This is a genomic window from Polaromonas sp. (assembly GCF_013817205.1).
GTDB lineage: Bacteria > Pseudomonadota > Gammaproteobacteria > Burkholderiales > Burkholderiaceae_C > Polaromonas.
The window spans coordinates 21,009-41,475 of the sequence record NZ_JACDDD010000020.1 but is presented as its reverse complement, the minus strand read 5'-3'; the positions used below and the strand labels follow the sequence as shown (position 1 = coordinate 41,475).

Annotated in this window: 23 protein-coding genes and 1 riboswitch; of the genes, 9 read left to right on the top strand and 14 right to left on the bottom strand. The window is 62.3% G+C overall.

What is annotated here, in order from left to right:
- Nucleotides 1-25: 25 nt before the first annotated feature.
- Entirely contained in the window at nt 26-658 is a 633-nt protein-coding gene (locus tag H0W47_RS06850; protein ID WP_077593954.1) for a response regulator transcription factor, read from the top strand.
- 21 nt (nt 659-679) lie between these two features.
- Here H0W47_RS06850 and H0W47_RS06845 read toward each other — a convergent pair whose 3' ends face one another.
- Entirely contained in the window at nt 680-1,045 is a 366-nt protein-coding gene (locus H0W47_RS06845) for a response regulator transcription factor (protein WP_296922188.1), read from the bottom strand.
- A gap of 272 nt (nt 1,046-1,317) precedes the next feature.
- On the opposite strand from H0W47_RS06845, the gene H0W47_RS06840 reads away from it, so the two are divergent.
- Entirely contained in the window at nt 1,318-3,324 is a 2,007-nt protein-coding gene (locus H0W47_RS06840; RefSeq protein WP_296922186.1) for an AsmA family protein, read from the top strand.
- Here H0W47_RS06840 and H0W47_RS06835 read toward each other — a convergent pair.
- The 3 genes from H0W47_RS06835 to gpmA form a co-directional block, all read right to left on the bottom strand.
- Entirely contained in the window at nt 3,317-4,084 is a 768-nt protein-coding gene (locus H0W47_RS06835; RefSeq protein ID WP_296922227.1) for a HesA/MoeB/ThiF family protein, read from the bottom strand. The genes H0W47_RS06840 and H0W47_RS06835 overlap by 8 nt on opposite strands.
- A 78-nt stretch (nt 4,085-4,162) precedes the next feature.
- The gene (locus H0W47_RS06830) at nt 4,163-5,599 is read right to left on the bottom strand and encodes a S41 family peptidase (RefSeq protein ID WP_296922184.1); all 1,437 of its coding nucleotides are present in this window, start codon (nt 5,597-5,599) and stop codon (nt 4,163-4,165) included.
- A 152-nt stretch (nt 5,600-5,751) separates the two neighbouring features.
- On the bottom strand, nt 5,752-6,495 hold the full coding sequence (gene gpmA / locus H0W47_RS06825) for a 2,3-diphosphoglycerate-dependent phosphoglycerate mutase (RefSeq protein WP_296922182.1): 744 nt from the start codon (nt 6,493-6,495) through the stop codon (nt 5,752-5,754).
- Nucleotides 6,496-6,632: 137 nt separating this feature from the next.
- Here gpmA and H0W47_RS06820 point away from each other — a divergent pair, with 137 nt between their 5' ends.
- The 4 genes from H0W47_RS06820 to H0W47_RS06805 all read left to right on the top strand — a co-directional run bounded on the left by H0W47_RS06820 (nt 6,633) and on the right by H0W47_RS06805 (nt 9,008).
- Nucleotides 6,633-7,043 carry a rhodanese-like domain-containing protein gene (locus tag H0W47_RS06820; RefSeq protein WP_296922180.1) on the top strand — a complete coding sequence of 137 codons (411 nt, stop codon included), beginning with the start codon at nt 6,633-6,635 and terminating at the stop codon, nt 7,041-7,043.
- A gap of 42 nt (nt 7,044-7,085) precedes the next feature.
- On the top strand, nt 7,086-7,343 hold the full coding sequence (gene grxC, locus H0W47_RS06815; RefSeq protein ID WP_296922178.1) for a glutaredoxin 3: 258 nt from the start codon (nt 7,086-7,088) through the stop codon (nt 7,341-7,343).
- 119 nt (nt 7,344-7,462) lie between these two features.
- On the top strand, nt 7,463-7,930 hold the full coding sequence (secB, locus tag H0W47_RS06810) for a protein-export chaperone SecB (protein ID WP_296922176.1): 468 nt from the start codon (nt 7,463-7,465) through the stop codon (nt 7,928-7,930).
- A gap of 28 nt (nt 7,931-7,958) precedes the next feature.
- The gene (locus H0W47_RS06805; protein ID WP_296922174.1) at nt 7,959-9,008 is read left to right on the top strand and encodes an NAD(P)H-dependent glycerol-3-phosphate dehydrogenase; all 1,050 of its coding nucleotides are present in this window, start codon (nt 7,959-7,961) and stop codon (nt 9,006-9,008) included.
- 585 nt (nt 9,009-9,593) lie between these two features.
- On the opposite strand, the gene H0W47_RS06800 is transcribed toward H0W47_RS06805, so the two are convergent.
- A complete protein-coding gene (locus tag H0W47_RS06800) occupies nt 9,594-9,950 on the bottom strand; it encodes a hypothetical protein (protein ID WP_296922172.1) in 357 nt (118 codons plus the stop codon).
- Between the two features lie 185 nt (nt 9,951-10,135).
- On the opposite strand from H0W47_RS06800, the gene H0W47_RS06795 reads away from it, so the two are divergent.
- Nucleotides 10,136-10,438 carry a YqjD family protein gene (locus H0W47_RS06795; RefSeq protein ID WP_296922170.1) on the top strand — a complete coding sequence of 101 codons (303 nt, stop codon included), beginning with the start codon at nt 10,136-10,138 and terminating at the stop codon, nt 10,436-10,438.
- An 18-nt stretch (nt 10,439-10,456) separates the two neighbouring features.
- Nucleotides 10,457-10,660, top strand: coding sequence for a hypothetical protein (locus H0W47_RS06790; protein WP_296922168.1), 204 nt, complete (start codon nt 10,457-10,459; stop codon nt 10,658-10,660).
- Between the two features lie 183 nt (nt 10,661-10,843).
- On the opposite strand, the gene panC is transcribed toward H0W47_RS06790, so the two are convergent.
- The 9 genes from panC to thiC are packed head-to-tail and all read right to left on the bottom strand — an operon-like array spanning nt 10,844 to nt 19,252.
- Nucleotides 10,844-11,692: a pantoate--beta-alanine ligase gene (gene panC / locus H0W47_RS06785; RefSeq protein ID WP_296922166.1), complete on the bottom strand. Its 849-nt coding sequence runs from the start codon at nt 11,690-11,692 to the stop codon at nt 10,844-10,846.
- Nucleotides 11,693-11,748: 56 nt separating this feature from the next.
- Nucleotides 11,749-12,627 carry a 3-methyl-2-oxobutanoate hydroxymethyltransferase gene (panB, locus tag H0W47_RS06780; RefSeq protein WP_296922164.1) on the bottom strand — a complete coding sequence of 293 codons (879 nt, stop codon included), beginning with the start codon at nt 12,625-12,627 and terminating at the stop codon, nt 11,749-11,751.
- Nucleotides 12,624-13,640: a biotin synthase BioB gene (gene bioB, locus H0W47_RS06775; RefSeq protein WP_296922161.1), complete on the bottom strand. Its 1,017-nt coding sequence runs from the start codon at nt 13,638-13,640 to the stop codon at nt 12,624-12,626. Before bioB ends, panB begins: the two co-directional genes overlap by 4 nt.
- 55 nt (nt 13,641-13,695) lie before the next feature.
- Nucleotides 13,696-14,076: an aspartate 1-decarboxylase gene (gene panD / locus H0W47_RS06770; protein ID WP_296922159.1), complete on the bottom strand. Its 381-nt coding sequence runs from the start codon at nt 14,074-14,076 to the stop codon at nt 13,696-13,698.
- A gap of 13 nt (nt 14,077-14,089) precedes the next feature.
- On the bottom strand, nt 14,090-15,265 hold the full coding sequence (locus tag H0W47_RS06765; RefSeq protein WP_296922157.1) for a thiamine phosphate synthase: 1,176 nt from the start codon (nt 15,263-15,265) through the stop codon (nt 14,090-14,092).
- Entirely contained in the window at nt 15,262-16,041 is a 780-nt protein-coding gene (locus H0W47_RS06760; RefSeq protein ID WP_296922155.1) for a thiazole synthase, read from the bottom strand. The genes H0W47_RS06765 and H0W47_RS06760 overlap by 4 nt, the downstream gene beginning before the upstream one ends.
- A complete protein-coding gene (thiS, locus tag H0W47_RS06755; RefSeq protein WP_296922153.1) occupies nt 16,042-16,251 on the bottom strand; it encodes a sulfur carrier protein ThiS in 210 nt (69 codons plus the stop codon). It lies immediately after the preceding gene.
- Nucleotides 16,248-17,312: a glycine oxidase ThiO gene (gene thiO / locus H0W47_RS06750; protein ID WP_296922151.1), complete on the bottom strand. Its 1,065-nt coding sequence runs from the start codon at nt 17,310-17,312 to the stop codon at nt 16,248-16,250. The genes thiS and thiO overlap by 4 nt, the downstream gene beginning before the upstream one ends.
- Before the next feature lie 26 nt (nt 17,313-17,338).
- Nucleotides 17,339-19,252 carry a phosphomethylpyrimidine synthase ThiC gene (gene thiC / locus H0W47_RS06745; RefSeq protein ID WP_296922149.1) on the bottom strand — a complete coding sequence of 638 codons (1,914 nt, stop codon included), beginning with the start codon at nt 19,250-19,252 and terminating at the stop codon, nt 17,339-17,341.
- 98 nt (nt 19,253-19,350) lie between these two features.
- Nucleotides 19,351-19,466, bottom strand: a riboswitch (TPP riboswitch).
- Nucleotides 19,467-19,591: 125 nt separating this feature from the next.
- Here thiC and nadC point away from each other — a divergent pair.
- Complete coding sequence (gene nadC, locus H0W47_RS06740) at nt 19,592-20,464, top strand: carboxylating nicotinate-nucleotide diphosphorylase (protein WP_296922147.1); 873 nt, start codon at nt 19,592-19,594, stop codon at nt 20,462-20,464.
- Nucleotides 20,465-20,467 lie beyond the last annotated feature (3 nt).

The window sequence follows — 20,467 nt, the reverse complement described above, 5'->3', positions numbered from 1 at the left end:
ACGAAGACCTTGAAAAGGAACTGAAATGATCAAAATTGGAATTGTTGACGACCATGCCATCGTGCGTTCGGGGCTCAAACAGTTCTTTTCCGACCAGGTCGACCTACGCGTGGTGGGCGAAGCGGCCAGTGGCCGGGAAGCCATTGACCTGGTGCGCAATGTAGAACTCGACATTCTCGTCATGGACCTTTCCATGCCGGGGCAAAGTGGTATTGACGCGCTGGCCATGATCCGCGCCAAGGCGCCTGATGTCGGCATCCTGATTCTCAGCGGCTATCCCGAGGAGCATTACGCCGTCAACCTCATCCGTCAGGGCGCCAGTGGCTACCTGAACAAGGAATGCGACCCGATGGAAATCGTCAACGCCATCCGCGTGATCTCGCTCGGCAAGCGCTACATCACGCCGGCCGTGGCCGAGTTGCTGGCGCAGCAACTCAATCGCAAGAATGACGCGACGCCCCATGAGCAACTTTCCGAGCGTGAGTTTCAGGTTTTCCTGAAACTTGCCAAGGGCGAAACCGCCGGCGACATTGCCAAGGCCTTGTCGCTGAGCGTTAAAACCGTCAGTACCTACCGGACCCGTGTGATGGAGAAGATGAGCCTCGCGTCCAACAGCGACCTGACCTACTACGCGCTCAAAAACAAGCTGATTGATTGAGGGCAAGCCGGCACGGGTCGACTATTGCGCCAGGCAATAGTCGACCAGCGCATCGATTTCATTGGATTTGTCAAAAACTGCGTCCACGCCGAGCTGGGCGCAACGCTTGCGGATATCTGCCGTGGCGTAGTTGCTCAGCACAATCACCTTCTGGCGCGCCCCTCGATTGCGGCATGCTTCCAGCACACCGAGTCCGCTTCCCTGCTTGAGGAAGAGGTCAACAATGGCAAGATCCCACGGCTGGCCTGGGGTCCGGAACCAGTCTCTGGCTTCGGTTTCTGTTTCCGCCGTACCAACGGCCTCGATACCGACAAGTTCTTCAAGCGTGGCTATGAGGTTGTCGCGTATGGTGGCGTTGTCTTCGACGATGTATGTTTTGAGTCCCACGGATCTTCAATTCGGTCAGATAAATAGATCTGTTAACTAATGTATCCATGTTTGACAGCTAATTCTGACAGGCGTGTTGCGGCCGGGCCGTAGGAAGTTACCTACAGTCCGCTGATGTAGGTCAGCGCTGACAACTCACCATGGATGCAGCCGATGGTTTGGCGTGCGCACTTCCCAGATACTTATTTCAATAGTTCCGTTGATTGCTCCTTATGCACCATCAAGCGGGTCTGCTTTCCACGATGCCTTATTCAGGAAGGGCGCGCGCCTGTATGACTAGTTTTTCCCCGGCCCTTCGAAAGCTTGGCGGCGCACTCAGCGGCGCACTGTGGGTGCGAATCGTGGCCGGTATCTTCGCGATGCTGGTGTTGCTGGCTCTGCTGTTGGTGTTTTTTCCCTGGGATGTGCTGCGCGGGCCGATTAACCGTCATGTCAGCGAGCAGACCGGGCGCAAGTTCGAGATCACGCGCAAGCTCGACGTCAAATTGGGCCGTACTACCCGCGTGTTTGCAGATGGTATTGAATTCGCCAACCCGTCGTGGGCCCGCGAGCCCTACCTGGTCAAGGCCGAAGCGGCAGAAATCCAGATCAGGCTCTGGCCCTTGTTGATGGGGCGCATTGAGCTGCCGCTGGTCAGCCTGCAGAAGCCGCAACTCGGCCTGCAGATCGAGCCGGATGGTAGACGTACGTGGTCCTTGGCCAAGGACACGGCCGATGAGAGCAAGGTGCCCGCGATTGGTCAGTTGCTGATCGACCAGGGGGTTATTACCTACTTTGCCAGCGCCCGGGGCGCCGACATCAAGGCGGAGGTGGGGCTTGCGGCAGAAGCGTCTTCGGACATGCCATTGAGCTACAAGGCTGCGGGTAAATGGAAGGGTGAGCCTTTCACCGCCCATGGCCGGGCCGGGGGCGTTTTGCAGCTTAGTGCTGACGCTGATGGCAAGTTTCCGCTAGAGATTGACGCAGCTGCCGGTCAGACGCGGCTCAAGGCCAGGGGCTCGGTGACCAACCTCGCTGAATTCGGCAGTATTGATGCCAAATTTGAACTCCAGGGCCGCAGCCTGGCTGATCTCTACAAACTGGTTGGGGTTGTATTGCCGGGGACGCCCCCTTACAAGCTGCGCGGGCAGTTGGACAAGCAAGGCCTGAGCTGGGCGGTGAGCCAGATTAGCGGCGTATTGGGCAAGTCGGATCTCAATGGCGCCCTCACGTTCGACAACACTAAGCCGGTCCCGATGCTGACCGGCAAGGTTCAGTCCAAGCTGCTCGACTTCGAGGATCTGGGGCCCATCATTGGCAAGTCCTCCGACAATGTGCCGCCGGCGATGGCCAAAGCCGGCAAAACCGGTCAAGACAGGCCCACGCGTGCCGGCAGGGTTCTGCCCGACGCGAAGCTGGACTTTGCCCGGCTGAAGGCCATGAACGCCAACGTGTCCTACAGCGCCGCGAAAATCGTTCACGTCAAGGCGCTGCCGCTGGACCGCATGAGCGCCCAAATCAAACTCGACAACAGCGTGCTGCAACTCGATCCCCTGAAACTGGGCGTTGCGGGCGGTGAACTGGCGGGCCGACTGGCGATCAACGGCAAGGTGTCGCCGACGGTGATTGAAACCCGGCTCGACGCGCGCGCCATTGAGCTCAACCGCTTGTTCCCCACCATCAAAAATACCAAAAGCAGCCTGGGCAAAATCAGCGGCCAGGTGGACCTCAAAGGCAGTGGCAGCTCGACCGCGCAGGTACTGGCATCCTCTTCGGGCAACGTCGCCTTCCTCATGGGCGCTGGCGAAATTAGCAACATCCTGCTGGAGTTCGTGGGACTGGACGGCGGCGAGATCATCAAATTTATGGTGCGAGGCGACCGCAATGTCCGCTTGCGCTGCGCGGCTGCGGCGTTTGACGTTCAGAAGGGACTGATGACCAGCAAGGCGATTGTGCTGGACACGGTCGATACGGTGATCGTTGGCGCCGGCGCCATCAGTCTGGCCGATGAGACCTTGAACATCCGGCTCGAACCTTCGCCCAAGGACACCAGCATCCTGAGCCTGCGTTCGCCGCTGAACATTGGCGGAACCTTCGGGGCGCCGACCGCAGGGCCCGACAAGGGCGCGCTGGCCGGCCGCGCCGCCATTGGGCTGGCACTTGCGGTCCTCAATCCGTTGCTGGCGCTGGCTGCGACCATAGAAACAGGCCCTGGGCAGGATGCCGACTGCAAGCAGGTGATCCAGCAGGCTGCGGCCCCGCGCGCCGCAGCACGTCTGCCGGCTGGCTCCGTCAAGTAGCCGGCCGCCCGGCTGAGTTACCGCAGACCGGGCAGGCCGGGTTGCGCGGGATGCGCACTTCACTCCACTCCATGTTTCGGCCATCGACCATCAGCAGGCGGCCAGTGAGTGACCGCCCGATGCCACATAGCAGTTTCAAAGCCTCTGCAGCCTGCACCGTTCCGACCATGCCGACCAACGGTGCAAATACGCCCATGGTGGCGCATTGCGCCTCTTCCACGACATCTGCGGGGGGGAACACGCAGGCGTAGCAGGGTGAGTCCTGCTGGCGCGGGTCATAGACTGCTACCTGGCCGTCAAAACGGATGGCGGCCCCCGACACCAGCAGCTTGCGGTGTTTCACGCATGCCCGGTTGATGGCCTGGCGGGTGGCAAAGTTGTCGCAGCAGTCCAGCACCAGATCCGTCTGGAGCAGCAGTTCATCTAGCAGGGCATCGTCAGCGCGGGTCGTGACCGCAGTGACCTGGACGTCAGGGTTGATGTCGGCGATGGCTTGTTTCACCGACTCTGCCTTGAACTGGCCCACACGCGACAGCGTGTGGGCGATCTGCCGCTGCAGGTTGGTGGTGTCGACCCGGTCGTGGTCCACCACGGTGATGTGGCCAACGCCGGCACTCCCCAGATAGAGCGCGACGGGTGAGCCAAGGCCGCCGGCCCCGACGACAAGCACGCGGGAGGACAACAGCTTGTTTTGCCCTTCGACCCCGACTTCATCAAGCAGAATATGGCGGGAGTAGCGCAGTAGCTGGCTGTCGTTCATGGATCGGGCTGGCTCAAGCGCCGAAATGGCGGAGGACACGCGGGCGGTCTCCCGTCCAGGCGCGTGCAGTCCGGCAGCTCAGTTTTCCTTTTTCTCTTCCTTGCGCTCGACGATGGTCTTGCTGACCAGCACAGGACGGCCTTTGAGCTGGTTCAGCGCCTGAGCCAGTTGGAAGTCCTTGTCGCTGCCGAACTCGGGCGGCCGGCGTTGTTCGGGGCTCTTTTTCGACTCTTCTTCAAGGCGTTTGAGGGCTTCCTCGCGGGCTTTTTCACGACCTGGATCTTTGACTTCCGCGCCCTGGCCGCTGGCCAGGTGTTTCTCAAGATCGGCTTCACGGGTGCGCAAGGCGGCAAACGGGCTGCCTTCTGCGGTGTCATCAATCATCACGTCCGGGACGATGCCCTTGGCCTGGATGGACTTGCCGCTGGGCGTGAAATACCGGGCCGTGGTGAGCTTCAGGCCGGTATCCGGGCCCAGCGGGCGCACCGTCTGCACGGAACCCTTGCCGAAGGTCTGGTTGCCCATGATGGTGGCGCGTTTGTAGTCTTGCAGCGCGCCGGCGACGATTTCGCTGGCCGATGCCGAGCCTTCGTTGACCAGCACCACCAGTGGCACGGTCTTGATGGCAGCAGGCAGGCGTTTGAGCGGGTCCGCAGCATTGCGGCGCTGGTAAAACTCAGGTGAAGCCTTGTAGGTGAACTTGCTCTCGGGCAGCTGGCCGTTGGTCGATACGACGGTGACGTTTTCGGGCAGGAAGGCGGCAGAAACCGCCACGGCCGCATCCAGCAGGCCACCCGGATCGTTGCGCAGATCCAGCACCAGCCCTTTCAGGTTGGGTTCCTGCTTGTAGATCTGTTCGAGCTTGGTGACGAAGTCCTCGACGGTGCGTTCCTGAAACTGGCTCACGCGGAGCCAAGCATAACCCGGTTCTATCACTTTGCTGCGCACCGACTGGGTACGGATTTCCTCGCGCATGATGGTCACCGGGAAGGTCCGGTTTTCATCTTTGCGGAAGATCATCAGCACAACCTTCGTCTTCGGTTCGCCGCGCATTTTCTTGACGGCGTCGTTGAGCGACAGGCCCTTGACGGCGGTGTCGTCGATTTTGGTGATCAGGTCATTGGGTTTGAGACCGGCGCGGTCGGCGGGCGAGCCCTCAATCGGCGAAACCACCTTGACCAGGCCGTCCTCCTGCGCTATTTCAATGCCGACGCCGACAAATCGGCCGCTGGTTCCTTCGCGGAATTCCTTGAAGGACTTCTTGTCAAAATACACAGAATGCGGGTCCAGGCTGGCGACCATGCCGGAGATGGCGTCGGAAATCAGTTTTTTCTCGTCCACGGGCTCGACATAGTCAGTCTTGACCATGCCAAACACTGCAGCGAGTTGTTGCAGTTCTTCCAGCGGAAGCGGGGCCAGCCCGCCACGTGCAACGGCCTGCAGTTGCACCGTGGTCAATGCTCCGGCCACGGCGCCAATGGAGATCCAGCCTGCAATCTTGAGTTTCTGACCCATAAATACCTTCGTTCGCCTAGATTAAAGGCAGTTGCCACAGATTTTGAACCAATATACACCTTGGAGAATGGCCTCGGCCGGCAGTTCCCGTGCCATAGGCCGCACAAGCGGGAAATGTTTCAAACTTGGCCTGCTTTACACGGGCTTGACGTTCACGCTTTTCCCTGGGCGGCGACGGCCGCTGCAGCCGTGGCAATGGCCTCGCTGTCGCCCAGGTAGTCGTGCCGCAGGGGTTTCAGATCTGCATCGAGTTCGTAGACCAGCGGAATGCCGTTGGGGATATTCAGGCTGACGATGTCTTGGTCGGAAATATTGTCCAGGTACTTCACCAGCGCGCGAATGGAGTTGCCGTGCGCCGCCACCACAATACGTTTGCCAGCGCGGATGGCCGGTGCCATGGCCTCGTTCCAGAGTGGCAGCACACGGGCCACGGTGTCTTTCAGGCATTCAGTCAGTGGCGCCTCACCGGGTTTGAGTTTGGCGTAGCGCGGGTCCCTGCCTTCCCAGCGCTCGTCGTCCTGCGTCAGCGCTGGCGGCGGCGTGTCGTAGCTGCGGCGCCAGGCCAGCACCTGCGCGTCGCCGTACTTTTTGGCGGTCTCGGCTTTGTTCAGGCCCTGCAGCGCCCCGTAGTGCCGCTCGTTGAGGCGCCAGCTGTGCACCACCGGCAACCAGGTGCGGTCCATTTCGTCGAGCGTGTGCCAGAGCGTGCGGGTGGCGCGCTTGAGCATGCTGGTGTAGGCCACATCGAAGTCGTAGCCCTCGCGTTTGAGCAAGCGCCCGGCGTCCAGGGCCTGCGCCACGCCGGTGGGCGTGAGGTCCACATCGGCCCAGCCGGTGAAGCGGTTTTCAAGGTTCCAGGTTGATTCGCCGTGGCGGATGAGCACAAGTTTGTACATGGGTGACGCAGATGAAGGGGTGGGATTTTGGAGGGTGGGCGGGGTGTAAAACAGGGTGTGCGGCGGGGTACGCACAGCCGTGTTCACCCCTGCATTCTAAAATCAGCGATTAACCGCAAAACCCTGAAGGACTCAAAGTGAAATTTCTCATCGATAACTGGATGCTGATCGCTATAGCGCTGGCTTCCGGCGGCATGCTGGTGTGGCCCCTGATTTCCAGCGGCATGGCGGCCGGATCGCTCAGCGCCACGGGGGCGGTGCAACTGATCAACCGCGACAAGGCCGTGGTGATTGATGTCAGCGAAGCGGAGGAGTTTTCCGGCGGCCATGTGGTCGGCGCCAAAAACATTCCCTTGAACCAGCTCGAGGAAAAGCTCCCTGGCGCGGTCAAGAACAAGGCCTTGCCGCTGATCTTGGTCTGCCCCAGCGGTGCCCGCGCCAACCGGGCGCTGGCCACGGCCAAAAAACTTGGCTACGAGCAGGCCCAATGCCTGGCCGGCGGGCTGAAATCCTGGAAAGAGGCTAACCTGCCTCTCGAGAAGGCCTGATTCGCGGGCTGCCACCCTGAACCCGACCGGAGAAACTGATTCATGCGAACTGTCAAGATCTACCTGACCGCCAGCTGTCCTTACTGCAATCACGCCAAACAATTGCTCAAGCAGCGTGGAGTCGAGGCGATCGAGGAAATCCGCGTGGACATGCAGCCGGCCGAGCGCCAGAAGATGATGGAGATCACCGGTCGCCGCACGGTGCCGCAGATTTTCATCGGTGATACCCACGTCGGCGGCTGCGACGACCTGGTGGCGCTGGACGGCCGGGGCGCTCTGCTGCCCTTGCTCAATAGCTGAGGGCCGGTTACACGCTGCCGTTGCCACTGCGGCTGCCGCAGACACACCTGAGATAATGCGCTGTGCCTGCTGCGCGCCGCAGGCTTTATTTTTTTTCCAAGCCTTCCGAAAGATTCACTATGGCCGAAGCCAACCTTGACCCCGTGTTCCAAATCCAGCGCGTCTACCTCAAGGACATCTCGCTGGAGCAGCCCAATTCGCCTGAAATCCTGTTGAACCAGGAGCAGCCGGCAGTCGACATCCAGCTCGGCGTGGACGCCATGCCGATCACCGACGGCCTGTACGAAGTCAGCGTGACCGCCACCGTGCACACCAAGATCGAGGACAAGACCGTGTTCATGGTCGAGGCCAAGCAGGCCGGCATTTTTGAAATCCGCAACATGCCACCGGAGCAGCTCAACGCTGTGCTGGGCATTGCCTGCCCGCAGATTGTTTACCCCTATCTGCGCGGCAATGTGGCCGACGTGATCCAGCGTGGCGGTTTCCCGCCCGTCAACCTGGCTGAGATCAACTTCCAGGCGATGTTCGAGCAACAACAGGCTGCCGCCGCATCGGCCGCCCAGGAAGCGCCGCAAATCATCGTCTGATCCCTGGCGCCGCGTTTCCCTGCCCGCTATGAAAATTGCCGTTCTCGGCGCTGGCGCCTGGGGGACCGCCCTGGCCATCAGTGCCGCCCGGGCGGCCACTTCCCGTTCTTCAGCGCCGCGGCACCAGGTCAGCCTGTGGGCGCGCGACGCTGCCCAACTTGCGGACATGCAGTCGCAGCGGGTCAACGCCCGTTACCTGCCGGATATGGCGCTGCCGCCCTCCCTGATGCTGGCTGGAGGCCCTGACGCATCGCTGGATGCCTTGCTGACCGGCCAGGACCTGATCGTCATTGCCACACCGATTGCGGGGCTGCGCGGCATGTTGCAGCGCGTGCAGGCGGTCAGGGCGCCGGTCGCCTGGCTGTGCAAGGGTTTTGAGGCTCCGCTTGCCGGGGGAGGCGCAAATTTGAAGCCTTTTGGGCTGTTGGCCCACGAAATTCGGGCGCAGGCAGCTATCAATTTGAGAGCGGGTGCGCTTAGTGGCCCGAGTTTTGCGCAGGAGGTCGCGCGCGGGCAGCCGACCGCACTGGTCGCTGCCAGCGAACACGCGGAAGTACGCGAAGCGCTGGTGGCGGCCTTCCACGGCCCCGCGCTGCGTGTGTATGCCAACGACGACATCGTCGGTGTCGAGGTTGGCGGCGCGGTCAAGAATGTGCTGGCGATCGCCACCGGCCTGTGCGATGGCCTGAACCTCGGGCTCAATGCCCGGGCCGCGCTGATCACACGCGGCCTGAGCGAGATGACCAAGCTGGGGCTGGCCTTGGGCGCTCGCGCCGAGAGCTTCACTGGCCTGTCGGGTCTGGGCGATCTGGTGCTGACCGCCACCGGCGACCTGAGCCGCAACCGACAGGTCGGGCTGCTGCTGGCCCTGGGCCAGTCACTGGACCAGGCGGTGCAGTCACTCGGCCATGTGGCGGAAGGCGTGTATTGCGCCCGCACCGTGGTGCAGCGCGCCCGAGGGCTGGGTGTGGAGATGCCGATCTCCGAAGCTGTCGTTGCGCTGCTGGGGGGGCAGATTCGGCCGGCCGAAGCGGTGGCACTGCTGATGGGGCGGGATCCGGCGGACGAACTGCGCTAGGGCGCCTCGTGCCCGGCTGGGCAAGGGTTTTTTCTATTTTTGGGCTCCAGTCCACAGCCATCAAGTGTCTGCAGCTACTAAATTCATAGCAAATTAGTGTCTGTGATGGCAATGCTTCGGGGATTTGTGGTGTGCCAGCAAGCCGGGGGTTGCCCGGCGGCAACTTACTTTCTTTTTGCGTCGCCAAAAAGAAAGTAAGCAAAGAAAAAGGCGACCCGATGGTCTGGGTCCCCTGCGCTGCGCTACGGGGCACCCTGCGGTGCTCGTTAAAAGCGGGGTCTCGCTCGAACTCGGCTTCGCCTCAGACAATCGCTTGCCCTGATCCGCCTTCACCTGCGCTCCTCGGCCCAGCCCGACGGGTGGGGGACGGATACGGGAACAAAGTCCGGAGTGCAGGAAGCGCTGCGCGCTTCCTGCACGGGAATCCCAACAGTCCGTCACGCTTGCACGCGAGCGCAGCACACGCGGCCAAATGAAGCCCCCCTCCATCGCCCAGCGGGGCGAGGGAGGGGCTAGGGGTGGGAGTGGGGAGTTAAGCGCTGCTGTCTGCGGCAAATCAGGACCGCCGCGAAGTGGGTCAACTGATCAGCCCCGTTGTTGCATCTTCTCAATCCTCTCGCCCATCCGCGAGAGCAGATACCACCACTCACTGTCATCCTCGCGGTAAGTCCTGACCGCGCCGGCCCGCACCAGGATCTTGCGTAACTCGTCGTCCTCAAAACCGCCCAGGTGTTTTCTGAGCACGTCGAAGGATCGGTCGGTGAAACTTTTGTGGCTGAGGAAATGGCGCGCGGTTTCCTCGGCCATGAACTCGGTTTTGTACTGCTGCTGCAGGGCCTGCAACTGGTGTCTGAATTGCTGCCGGTTCACGGCGAAAGTCACCAGGCCGCCGACCAGAGTGCCGAGCAGGGTGAACAGGGGGGTCAGCAGGCTGGGATCCATGGGCTATTCCGGTAAGGGCGTCGGGGGAGGAAGCCCGCATTATTGCGGCGAATCAATCGACACGGAAAATTCAGACTCTCCGTTTGCTGCGGCTTTGCCGCTGGACTAAACTGATATGGAGCACCCGGTGCCTTGCCGGTGCGCTCGTCGCCGACCTTTTTTCCAACCGCATTCGGGAGCCCGCCATGGACAACACCAGCAAAGAAAAACTGATCACCGACATGAAGGTCGTTCTCACCGACGTCGAGGACCTGCTCAAGGCCGCCACCGCTGCCACCGGCGAAACCGCATCCGCCCTACGCGAAAAGGCTGCGGGCAAACTCAAGCTGGCCACCGAAAAGCTCACCGGCCTGCAGGAAGCGGCCTTGCTCAAGGGCAAGGAAGCCGCCAAGGTCACCGACGAGTACGTACACGCCAACCCGTGGAAGGCGGTTGGCGTCGCGGCGGCGGCCGGCTTCCTGATCGGTCTGCTGGTCAACCGCAAGTAGCCCGGTACCTGGACTGGCATGAATCCGGCTGACAGCGGCGCGACACCGCGCTTGCTCGCCTCGCTGCGCCAGCTTGCACTGACTGCGCTGGGCATCGCGCACACGCGGCTTGCGCTGGCCGGTGTGGAACTCGAGGAAGAATTGCAGCACCTGGTCGACCCGCTGCTGTGCCGTATCGTCAACGGGCTCGGCCGGGCTTTTGACTTCAATGGCGCCGCGTGACGGAGCCCCCAGGTTTTTTACTTCACTGGTCTTGCGGTCAAACTGGTCAGCGGTGAAAAGGCCATCGTCCGGGTTACCAGCGTCCAGATTCTTGAGCTCAATGACACAGCGAGCCTAGGGTTTGAGCTGGCAGCCCATACATCGAGCCGGTGGTTGATCGCGGTTCATCAGGTCGAACTTGCCTCAAATTTCCAGGTTATCAATCAAGCGCGTCGTCCCAAGTCTGGCCGCGCCCAGCACCACCAAGGGTGTGTCGATGTCACCGCTGTCCGGTGGCAACAGGTCGCTGCGGCGGCGCACGCTCAGGTAGTCGGGTTTCCAGCCGCGCCTGCTCAGGGCCTGCATGGCTTCTTCTTCCAGCGCTTCCCGCGCTGCTGTCCCTTGCGTTTTCACGGTTTGGCCCAGCGCCTGAAGGGCGCGCGACAGCTGAACCGCTTCGCTGCGCTCGGGTGCCGACAGGTAACCGTTGCGCGAAGACAGCGCCAGACCATCGGCTGCGCGTAGCGTGTAGCAGGGCACGATCTCCATCGGCAGCGCAAACTGCTGCACCATGCGCCGCACGATCATCAGCTGCTGGTAGTCCTTCTTGCCGAACACTGCGAAGCCTGCCGGCTTGCCGGCGAACACGCTGGAAAACAACTTCATCACCACGGTGCTGACACCGATAAAAAATCCGGGCCGGAAGTGGCCTTCGAGAATGTCGGCGAGTTCAGCCGGTGGGTGCACCTTGTAGGTCTGCGGCTCGGGGTAAAGGTCGGTCTCGCGCGGCGCAAACAGCACATCGCAGCCGGCGGCGCGCAGCCGGTCGCAGTCTGCCTCCCAGGTGCGCGGGTAACTGTCAAAGTCTTCGTGCGGCGCAAATTGCAGACGGTTCACGAAAATGCTGGCCACGGTCACGTCGCCCAGTGGCTTGGCCTTGTCCACCAGCGCGATATGGCCGTCGTGCAGATTGCCCATGGTGGCCACAAAAGCCGGGCGCTGAAAGGGAGCGAGCGCGGCGCGCAAGTCGGTGATGCTGTGGACGATGTTCATGCGTTGCGAAGCTCGTGTTCAAAAGGGGCGACTATACAAGCGTGGGGGCCATCTATTCACCAAGCGTGCAGGGCGTCAACCGGGAAGCGGCCCTCCTTGACCGCCCGCACATAGGCCTGCATGGCACCGCGCACGCTGGTTTCTTCTGCCAGGAAGTTGTGCACGAACTTGGCCATTTTCCCCAGGTTCATGCCCAGCATGTCGTGCAGAACCAGCACTTGCCCCGCCGTGCCGACACCGGCACCTATGCCTATGGTCGCGCAGTGCGTAAGTTCTTTTGTCAACGTTGCCGACAGTGCAGCGGGCACCATCTCCAGCACCATCATGGCTGCTCCTGCATCCTGCAATGCGTGGGCGTGGGCTTTCAGTGTGGTCGCGGCTTCTTCGGATTTGCCCTGCACCCGGTAACCACCCAGCGAATGCACAGTTTGCGGTGTCAGGCCCAGGTGCGCGCACACCGGAATGCCGCGTTCCACCAAAAAATGCACGGTGTCTGCCGTCCAGCCACCGCCTTCAAGTTTGACCATGTGCGCGCCGGCCTGCATCAACACGGCAGCGCTGCGCAGGGCCTGCTCTTTCGACTCGTGGTAGCTGCCAAAAGGCAGGTCGGAAATCAGCCACGCGGTGGCCTGCGCACGGTGCAGACCGCGTGCTACGCCTTCGGTGTGGTGGCGCATGGCCTCCAGCGTCACGCCGACTGTGCTGGGCATGCCCTGGCAGACCATGCCCAGCGAATCGCCGACCAGAATGCATTCCACGCCGGCCGAATCGGCCACCGCCGCAAAAGTCGCGTCGTAAGCGGTCAGCATGGTGATTTTGTCGCCCTGTGCATGCATTTCGCGCAGGCGCGGCAGACTGATGGGTTTGCGCGAAGCGGGTGGCGGGACGGCGGGCAAGGTGCCATAGGGGCTGGCGGCCGTGTTGGCGGGCGTCATGCTTGCACCTCCGGCGCAGAACGTGTCATGCCCAGACGGTTCAGCAGGGCCACATCAGCGTCGGTGTCGGGATTGCCAGTGGTCAGCAGCTTGTCGCCGTAAAAGATGGAGTTGGCGCCGGCCAGGAAACACAGAGCCTGCACCGCATCGCCCATTTGCTGTCGGCCTGCCGACAGGCGCACACGTGCTTCCGGCATGGTGATGCGTGCCACAGCAATTGTGCGCACGAATTCAAACGGATCGAGGTCTTTCTGGTCGGCCAGTGGCGTACCTTCGACCTTGACCAGGTTGTTTATCGGCACCGACTCGGGATAAGGCGAGAGGTTGGCCAGCTCGGCCACCAGACCGGCGCGCTGACGTCTCGTTTCGCCCATGCCGACAATACCGCCGCAGCAGACCTTCACGCCCGCGCTGCGTACGCGTGCCAGGGTGTCGATCCGGTCCTGGTAGTCGCGCGTGGTGATGATGTCGCCATAAAAGTCAGGCGCGCTGTCGAGGTTGTGGTTGTAGTAGTCCAGGCCCGCGCTTTGCAGTGTTTGGGCGTGGCCGTCTTCCAGCATGCCCAGGGTGGCGCAGGTTTCCAGCCCGAGCGCCTTGACCGTGCGCACCAGCTCGGCCACTTTTTCAATGTCCCGGTCTTTGGGCGCACGCCAGGCGGCCCCCATGCAAAAACGTGTGGCACCGGCGTCCTTGGCGCGTTGGGCGGCCAGCTTCACTTCATGCGGTTCCATCAACTTGGTGGCTTCCACGCCGGTGTCGAAACGGGCTGCTTGCGGACAGTAGTTGCAGTCTTCCGGGCAACCCCCGGTTTTGACCGACAGCAGTGTGGCAAATTCAACGCGTGAGGCATCAAAGTTTTCACGGTGCACGGTTTGCGCCTGGTGCATCAGTTCCGGGAAAGGCAGGTTAAACAATGCCTCAATGGCGTCAACACTCCAGCGGGCCGCGGGGCCGACCGGGACCGTCTGGCGCGGGCGGTGCAGGGTGACGGGTTGTTCAAAAACGCTGGACATGGTTGATTCCTTCAAACGACGGAGATGGCGAGGAGAAAAGAAGGCCGTGGCTGGCTCACAGGCCCTGCACAGCAATTGTGGAGCGTTCTTCCTGGATGCGATTGGCGCTGTCAACAAACACCAGTTTAGGCTGGAAGCCGGCCACCTGATGTGCCGGCAACTGGCCAAACGCGGCAATGATGATCAGATCGCCAACAGCCGCCTGGCGCGCCGCCGAGCCATTGACCGAGATGGTGCCGCTGCCACGTTGGGCGCGTATGGCGTAGGTCACAAAACGCGCGCCGTTGTTGATGTTCCAGATGTGGATCTGCTCGAACTCGGCAATGCCCGAGGCCTCCAGCAAGTCGTCATCAATGGCACAGGAACCCTCGTAATGCAGTTCGCACTGGGTGACGGTGGCGCGATGGATTTTTCCGGCGAGAAGGGTACGTTGCATGGTGTCTCCAGCCCTAAGGCGTGGGCAGAAGTGTGGGTTTGGGAAACAAGGGGGCCGTGATGGGCAGGCTCTTCCGCCCGCGCTGCATCGCCTCCTGCAGCTGCACGATGGCTGCTTCTGGTGACGGAGCTGCCGTGATGGCACTGATCACTGCCACCCCGGCGGCACCGGCCCGCGCCGCCTGCTCGGTTCGCGGCACATCCATGCCGGCAATGCCGACGACCGGTGTCGGCAGCAGCGCGCACCAGTAGGCCAGGTTGTCATTGCCTTGCGGAATCCACGGCATGACCTTGGCTTGGGTTGGGTGGATGGGGCCGCATGCGATGTAACTGGGTTGGAGCGCCCAGGCGCGGCAGACTTCCCAGTAGGCATGCGTGCTGATGCCCAGTCGCAACCCGGCTTTTTGTATCGCGTCGAGATCGGCGATATGGAGGTCTTCCTGCCCCAGGTGCACGCCGTACGCGCCTTCCTCAATGGCCAGCTGCCAGTGGTCGTTGATGAAAAGTTGCGCGCCGGCTGTGGTTGCCGCAGCAATCGCCCGACGCACTTGTTGCCGCACGAACTCACGCTGTTCGGGCTGCTGCGCATCCTTGATGCGCAACTGTACGGTCCGCACACCGGCAATCACCACGCGCTCGACCCAGGCGGCGCTGTCCACCACGGCATAAACCCCCAGGTCCGGGTCGCTGAGCGGGGCAAAACCGCTGACCGGGGTAGGCTGCGGCAAGCTGAAATACGGCAGGTTGCCGCTGTGCCGGGAAAAAGCAGTACCGGGCTGTGCGTTGGCCGTTGCCATGCTGGCCAAGATGATTGCATCGATAGCAACAAAACCTTTCGCCAGCGCATCGGCTGCGCTGGCAGCGAAGGCGGAGGAATCGACCGCGAGGTGACCTGCCGGCAGGCTGAGCCGGCCGATGGCCTGCGGGGTGTCTGCATAGTTTTCGTTCTTGCTGCCGATGATCACCACGGCCTTGCACACACGTGTGCGCAAGGTACTGGCAGCCTGCTCGACGGCGTCACGCGTGTCCAGCGAATCCAGGCCCAGCAAGGCGGCTGCTTCCTTATGGTCTATGCAAAGCAAAGCTGCGCGCGGACCCGGTTGAGCGCTTTGGCCCTGCAACAGCTGATTGAGTTCCTTCGCATGCGTTGACAGCGCCCAGACCGGCGCGGTATTGACAGGGCTGGTCATAAGATAAAGGGCCGGCCGGTGACCGGGGTCGAGGCGATCGCCATGTCCTGCTGCGCCATGATGCCGGCTTCGTACGCCAGTCGCCCGGCTTCGATGCCGAGCTTGAAGGCTCGCGCCATTTCAACCGGGTCACGCGCATAGGCCACGGCCGAATTGAGCAGCACCGCGTCGTAGCCAAGCTCCATCGCCTGCACCGCATCGGCCGGTGAACCAATGCCCGCGTCCACGATCAGTGGCACGCCTGGCAGGCGCGCGCGCAAGGTACGCAAGGCGTAGGGGTTGATCAGGCCCTGACCCGAGCCAATCGGCGCACCCCAGGGCATCAGGATGCGGCAACCGGCGTCGAGCAGGCGCTGACAGCTGACCAGGTCGTCGGTGCAATAGGGAAAAACTTCAAAACCATCGCGGACCAGCTCAGCGGCTGCCGTCACCAGCTCAAACGGGTCGGGCTGCAGCGTGTGTTCATCACCGACCACTTCCAGCTTGATCCAGTGGGTGCCGAACAGTTCGCGCGCCATTTTTGACAGCGTGATGGCCTCGCGCGCACTCCTGCAGCCAGCGGTATTGGGCAGCAGGCGGGCACCGCTGGCCTGGATCAGCTTGTAGAAGTCGTTTTGCGTGTTGCCATCGGCGGCCAGCTGGCGCTTGAGCCCCACGGTGACGACCTGCGCGCCAGAGGCGGTAATCGCCTGTTGCAGGACTTGCGGCGAGGGGTAGCTGGCCGTGCCAAGGAAAAACCGACTAGCCAGCTCGATGCCTGCGATTTGGAAACTCATCTAGCCTCCTGTGATAGCCTGAAATGTAAAAACAGCGTCGCCTTCTGCGAGTACGGTCTGCGCACGCGCATCACGTGCCACAAACTCGCCATTGACTGCGCTGGCAAACGAGGCCGTTGGCAGTTCGGTGGTAGCCAGCGCATCGGCCAGGCTGCTGCCTGCCGGCACCTGCCGGGCTTCGCCGTTGAGGGTGATGTTGATCAATGTCATGTCAAATTTTGCAGCGTTTGCTCGACCAGCGCCGGCGCAATCAGCCAGCCATGCCGGAACAGGCCGTTGATGCGCACCAGTCCGGCTTCCTGCTCAACGTGTGGCAAATTATCCGGCAGCGCAGGGCGGAGGTTGGTTTCCGTGTGAACCACGCGCGCTTCGGCCAGTTCGGGAATGATGCTGTGTGCCGCCGCCAGCAGTTCCACCATGCTGCGCAGCGAGATCGGCGAGCGGTCTTCGCTTTCAATCTCGCTGGCGCCGATGACGATATGCCCGCCCTCACGTGGCACCAGATACACACGGTGGCGCGGATGCAGCAGCCGTATCGGCCGCTGCAGCGCCACATGGGGTGCGTGCAGCCAGATGATTTCGCCGCGCACCCCCCGCACCCGGGGGGTGTAACCCGCATAGGGGTCGGACGTGTTGGCGGGGGGGCGGGCGCCCGTGCCGCGCACGTCGAACACGCAATCGAAGGCCAGTACGCTCTGGGCGGTATGTATTTCACCGGGGCGCAGGCGGTCTACGGTGCTGCCCCAATGCCAGCGAGCGCCTGCAGCACTGGCGGCATGGGCCAGGGCCAGCATGGCCTGCATCGTATGGATTTGCCCTTCATGCGGCAACAACCAGGCATGCGCCACGCCGTGCAGGTCCGGCTCCAGGTCCTTCAGCGTAGCGGCCTGCAGCAACTGGGGCGCATGGCCGGCGGGGGCCTTGTGCAGCAGTAGGTCCACCACACGCCGCGCCGCGCCCTGATCGCCCCGGTGCGCCAGCAGCAGGCTGCCGCGCCGGTGCAGCTCAACAGGCAGCCCGAGGGACGCCACGATGGTGGGCCAGAGTTCCAGCGATCGCAGGCCAAGCGCGAACACGTTTTCATCTGCGGACTCCAGCTCGGCCGTCGGGCTGAGCATGCCGGCAGCGGTCCAGCCCGCGGCGTACACCCCGCCAGTTGGCGCCTGTGGGCCGGGTGCGGGATCGAAAACCTCGACCGAATGCCCGGCGCGGGCCAACTGGAAGGCCAGCAGCCGTCCGAGAAGCCCTGCGCCTGCAATGCCGATGTGCATGGTTGTTCGCCCTTGTCCGCGCAGGTTCAGAGTTTCTGGATGGGGATGTAGAGCTCGCTGCCGCCTTCGCGGAACTCGGCGGATTTTGTCTGCATCCCCTGGTCCAGAGCCGCACTTTCGGCAATACCTTGTTGTGCCGCAAATTCACGCACTTCCTGGCTGATTTTCATGGAGCAAAATTTCGGCCCGCACATGGAGCAGAAATGCGCGACCTTGCTGACTTCCTTGGGCAAGGTTTCGTCGTGAAACTCGCGAGCGGTGTCCGGGTCCAGCGACAGGTTGAACTGGTCATGCCAGCGAAATTCAAAGCGGGCCTTCGACAGCGCCTCATCGCGCGCGCGCGAAGTCGGGTGACCCTTGGCCACATCGGCGGCGTGTGCGGCAATCTTGTAGGCAATGATGCCTTGCTTCACATCGTTGCGATCCGGCAGGCCCAGGTGTTCCTTGGGCGTCACGTAACACAACATGGCGGTGCCAAACCAGCCGATCATCGCCGCACCGATGGCGCTGGAGATATGGTCATAGCCGGGCGAAATGTCGATGGTCAGCGGGCCGAGAGTGTAGAACGGCGCCTCGTGGCAATGCTTGAGCTGCTCTTCCATGTTGGCCTGGATCATGTGCATGGGCACATGGCCGGGGCCTTCGATCATGGTCTGCACGTCATGCTTCCAGGCGATTTTTGTCAATTCACCCAGCGTGCGCAGCTCGGCAAACTGGGCTTCGTCGTTAGCGTCGGCACCTGAACCCGGGCGCAGGCCATCGCCCAGCGAGAAGCTCACGTCATAGGCCTTCATGATCTCGCAGATATCTTCAAAGTGCGTATACAGGAAGTTCTCTTTGTGGTGCGACATGCACCACTTGGCCAGGATGGAGCCACCGCGCGAGACGATGCCGGTGCGGCGCTTGGCCGTCATCGGGATGAAGGGCAGGCGCACACCGGCGTGAATGGTGAAGTAGTCCACACCTTGCTCGGCTTGCTCAATCAGCGTATCGCGGTAAATTTCCCAGGTCAGGTCTTCAGCCACGCCGCCGACTTTTTCCAGCGCCTGGTAAATCGGCACCGTGCCGATGGGCACCGGCGAGTTGCGGATGATCCAGTCGCGGGTGGTGTGGATGTTTTTGCCGGTCGACAAATCCATCACGTTGTCTGCGCCCCAGCGAATCGCCCAGACCAGTTTTTCAACTTCTTCTTCAATGCTGGAGGTGACGGCCGAGTTGCCGATATTGGCGTTGATCTTGACCAGGAAGTTGCGGCCGATGATCATGGGCTCGACTTCCGGGTGGTTGATGTTGGCCGGAATGATGGCCCGGCCGCGCGCCACTTCGTCGCGTACAAACTCCGGCGTCACAAACTCGGGCAACTGCGCGCCCATGGGATTGCCGCTCAAACGCTGGGCGCGCTCCGCGTCGCCGAGGTACTCGGCCATCCATTCACGCTTGCTGTTTTCGCGCAGCGCGATGTATTCCATTTCGGGGGTGATGATGCCGCGGCGCGCGTAGTGCATCTGGGTGACATTGCCGGTGTGGTTGGCACCGGCCTTGGCGCGGCGCGGTGTGCGTTGCAGGCCGGCGGCTTGGGCGCGCAAGGCGGCAATACGCTGCACTTCCGGGTCCGACGGGTCGGTGCGGTCTTCACGACGCGTGCCGTCGTCTACGGCTTGGGCAGCACGGCCGGTGTAAACCTCGGTGTCGCCACGCGCCTCAATCCACGGCGTACGCAGGGCTCCGAGCCCGCGGCGCACATCAATGTCGGCGCCCGGGTCGGTATAGGGGCCGGAGGTGTCGTACAGCGTGGCGGACTCGCCATTGCTCAAGGCGACTTCGCGCATCGGCACGCGCAGCTCGGGGTGGACCTGTCCAGGTACATAAATTTTGCGCGAGGCGGGAAAAGGCTCGCGCGTAAGGGCCAGCAGCTGGGCAAATTTGTCTGGAGCATTCATCGGGGCATCCTTTGCTGTGTGGGTTACACAAAATGCTCCGAAGGTGTGGCCAATACCCCGCGCTGTGGTGTTGGTTGTTGACTGCCTAGACCGGGGGGCCGGCGGCAGTCAGCTCTTCTTACGTCGGTACGAACCGATTCAAGTTCACGGGTTTGGGTTGTTGGCCATCTCAGCTGCCAGGCCACAATGGCCGGCAGCACCCCGGAGCAGTTGCATTCTAGTGCAGACGAGCGGCGGACCCGAATCCATTTTCCCGCGGTGCCGATAGTGTGCTAACCGGAGTGTTTTTCCCGAAGCCGCTATGCTTGCCGCCAACATGGGCCTGAAACGACGAAAAAAATGAGCAAGCGGTTTGATTTTTCAGATGCCAGCATGGCGCTGCTTGCGCACGCCGATGCAGGCCGCGCGTTGGACGAAGACCTCGGTGCCGGCGACCTGACCGCCGGCCTGGTGGACCCCGACCAGCGCAGCCAGGCCCGTGTGCTGGCGCGCGAAGCTGCGGTAATTTGCGGCCAGCCCTGGGTGGAGGCGACGTTGCAGCGGCTGGACCCGCAGGCCGAGCTGCTCTGGCATGTGCGGGATGGCCAGCCCTGCAGCGCCAACCAGGTCATTCTGGAGATCCAGGGGAACTCTCGTGCACTGCTCAGCGGCGAGCGTACCTTGCTTAATTTTTTGCAATTGCTCAGCGCCGTGGCCACACAGACCGCGACCTACGTACGGGCTGTGGAAGCGGTCGCGGGCAACCGCGCGCGCATTGTGGACACCCGCAAAACCCTGCCCGGTTTGCGGCTGGCGCAAAAATACGCGGTGCGCTGCGGCGGCGGCAGCAACCACCGCATTGGCCTCTACGACGCCGTGCTGATCAAGGAAAACCATATCGCGGCTGCAGATGGCGTTACCGCCGTTTTGCGGCGCGCTGCCGATATGGCTGGCCAGGCAAGCTTTGTCGAGATCGAGGTGGAGACCCTGGCCCAGCTGGAGGAAGCACTCGCTGCCGGTGCCCGGATGGTGCTGCTCGACAACATGGACCTGGCACAGCTCCGCGAGGCAGTGCGTCTCACGGCCGGTCGGGCGATTCTGGAAGTGTCGGGCGGCGTCGGGCTGGACACGGTGGCCGGCATTGCAGCCACCGGCGTGGACCGCATTTCCATCGGCGCACTGACCAAAGACATCAAGGCGATTGATTTTTCCATGCGTTTTACGCAGCTGTGAACC

Coding starts and splice junctions, on each gene's coding strand:
- H0W47_RS06850 (WP_077593954.1), top strand. CDS start 26: ATGATCAAAATTGGAATTGTTGACGACCATGCCATCGTGCGTTCGGGG.
- H0W47_RS06840 (WP_296922186.1), top strand. CDS start 1,318: ATGACTAGTTTTTCCCCGGCCCTTCGAAAGCTTGGCGGCGCACTCAGC.
- H0W47_RS06835 (WP_296922227.1), bottom strand. CDS start 4,084: ATGAACGACAGCCAGCTACTGCGCTACTCCCGCCATATTCTGCTTGAT.
- H0W47_RS06830 (WP_296922184.1), bottom strand. CDS start 5,599: ATGGGTCAGAAACTCAAGATTGCAGGCTGGATCTCCATTGGCGCCGTG.
- gpmA (WP_296922182.1), bottom strand. CDS start 6,495: ATGTACAAACTTGTGCTCATCCGCCACGGCGAATCAACCTGGAACCTT.
- grxC (WP_296922178.1), top strand. CDS start 7,086: ATGCGAACTGTCAAGATCTACCTGACCGCCAGCTGTCCTTACTGCAAT.
- secB (WP_296922176.1), top strand. CDS start 7,463: ATGGCCGAAGCCAACCTTGACCCCGTGTTCCAAATCCAGCGCGTCTAC.
- H0W47_RS06805 (WP_296922174.1), top strand. CDS start 7,959: ATGAAAATTGCCGTTCTCGGCGCTGGCGCCTGGGGGACCGCCCTGGCC.
- H0W47_RS06800 (WP_296922172.1), bottom strand. CDS start 9,950: ATGGATCCCAGCCTGCTGACCCCCCTGTTCACCCTGCTCGGCACTCTG.
- H0W47_RS06795 (WP_296922170.1), top strand. CDS start 10,136: ATGGACAACACCAGCAAAGAAAAACTGATCACCGACATGAAGGTCGTT.
- H0W47_RS06790 (WP_296922168.1), top strand. CDS start 10,457: ATGAATCCGGCTGACAGCGGCGCGACACCGCGCTTGCTCGCCTCGCTG.
- panC (WP_296922166.1), bottom strand. CDS start 11,692: ATGAACATCGTCCACAGCATCACCGACTTGCGCGCCGCGCTCGCTCCC.
- panB (WP_296922164.1), bottom strand. CDS start 12,627: ATGACGCCCGCCAACACGGCCGCCAGCCCCTATGGCACCTTGCCCGCC.
- bioB (WP_296922161.1), bottom strand. CDS start 13,640: ATGTCCAGCGTTTTTGAACAACCCGTCACCCTGCACCGCCCGCGCCAG.
- panD (WP_296922159.1), bottom strand. CDS start 14,076: ATGCAACGTACCCTTCTCGCCGGAAAAATCCATCGCGCCACCGTCACC.
- H0W47_RS06765 (WP_296922157.1), bottom strand. CDS start 15,265: ATGACCAGCCCTGTCAATACCGCGCCGGTCTGGGCGCTGTCAACGCAT.
- H0W47_RS06760 (WP_296922155.1), bottom strand. CDS start 16,041: ATGAGTTTCCAAATCGCAGGCATCGAGCTGGCTAGTCGGTTTTTCCTT.
- thiS (WP_296922153.1), bottom strand. CDS start 16,251: ATGACATTGATCAACATCACCCTCAACGGCGAAGCCCGGCAGGTGCCG.
- thiO (WP_296922151.1), bottom strand. CDS start 17,312: ATGCACATCGGCATTGCAGGCGCAGGGCTTCTCGGACGGCTGCTGGCC.
- thiC (WP_296922149.1), bottom strand. CDS start 19,252: ATGAATGCTCCAGACAAATTTGCCCAGCTGCTGGCCCTTACGCGCGAG.
- nadC (WP_296922147.1), top strand. CDS start 19,592: ATGAGCAAGCGGTTTGATTTTTCAGATGCCAGCATGGCGCTGCTTGCG.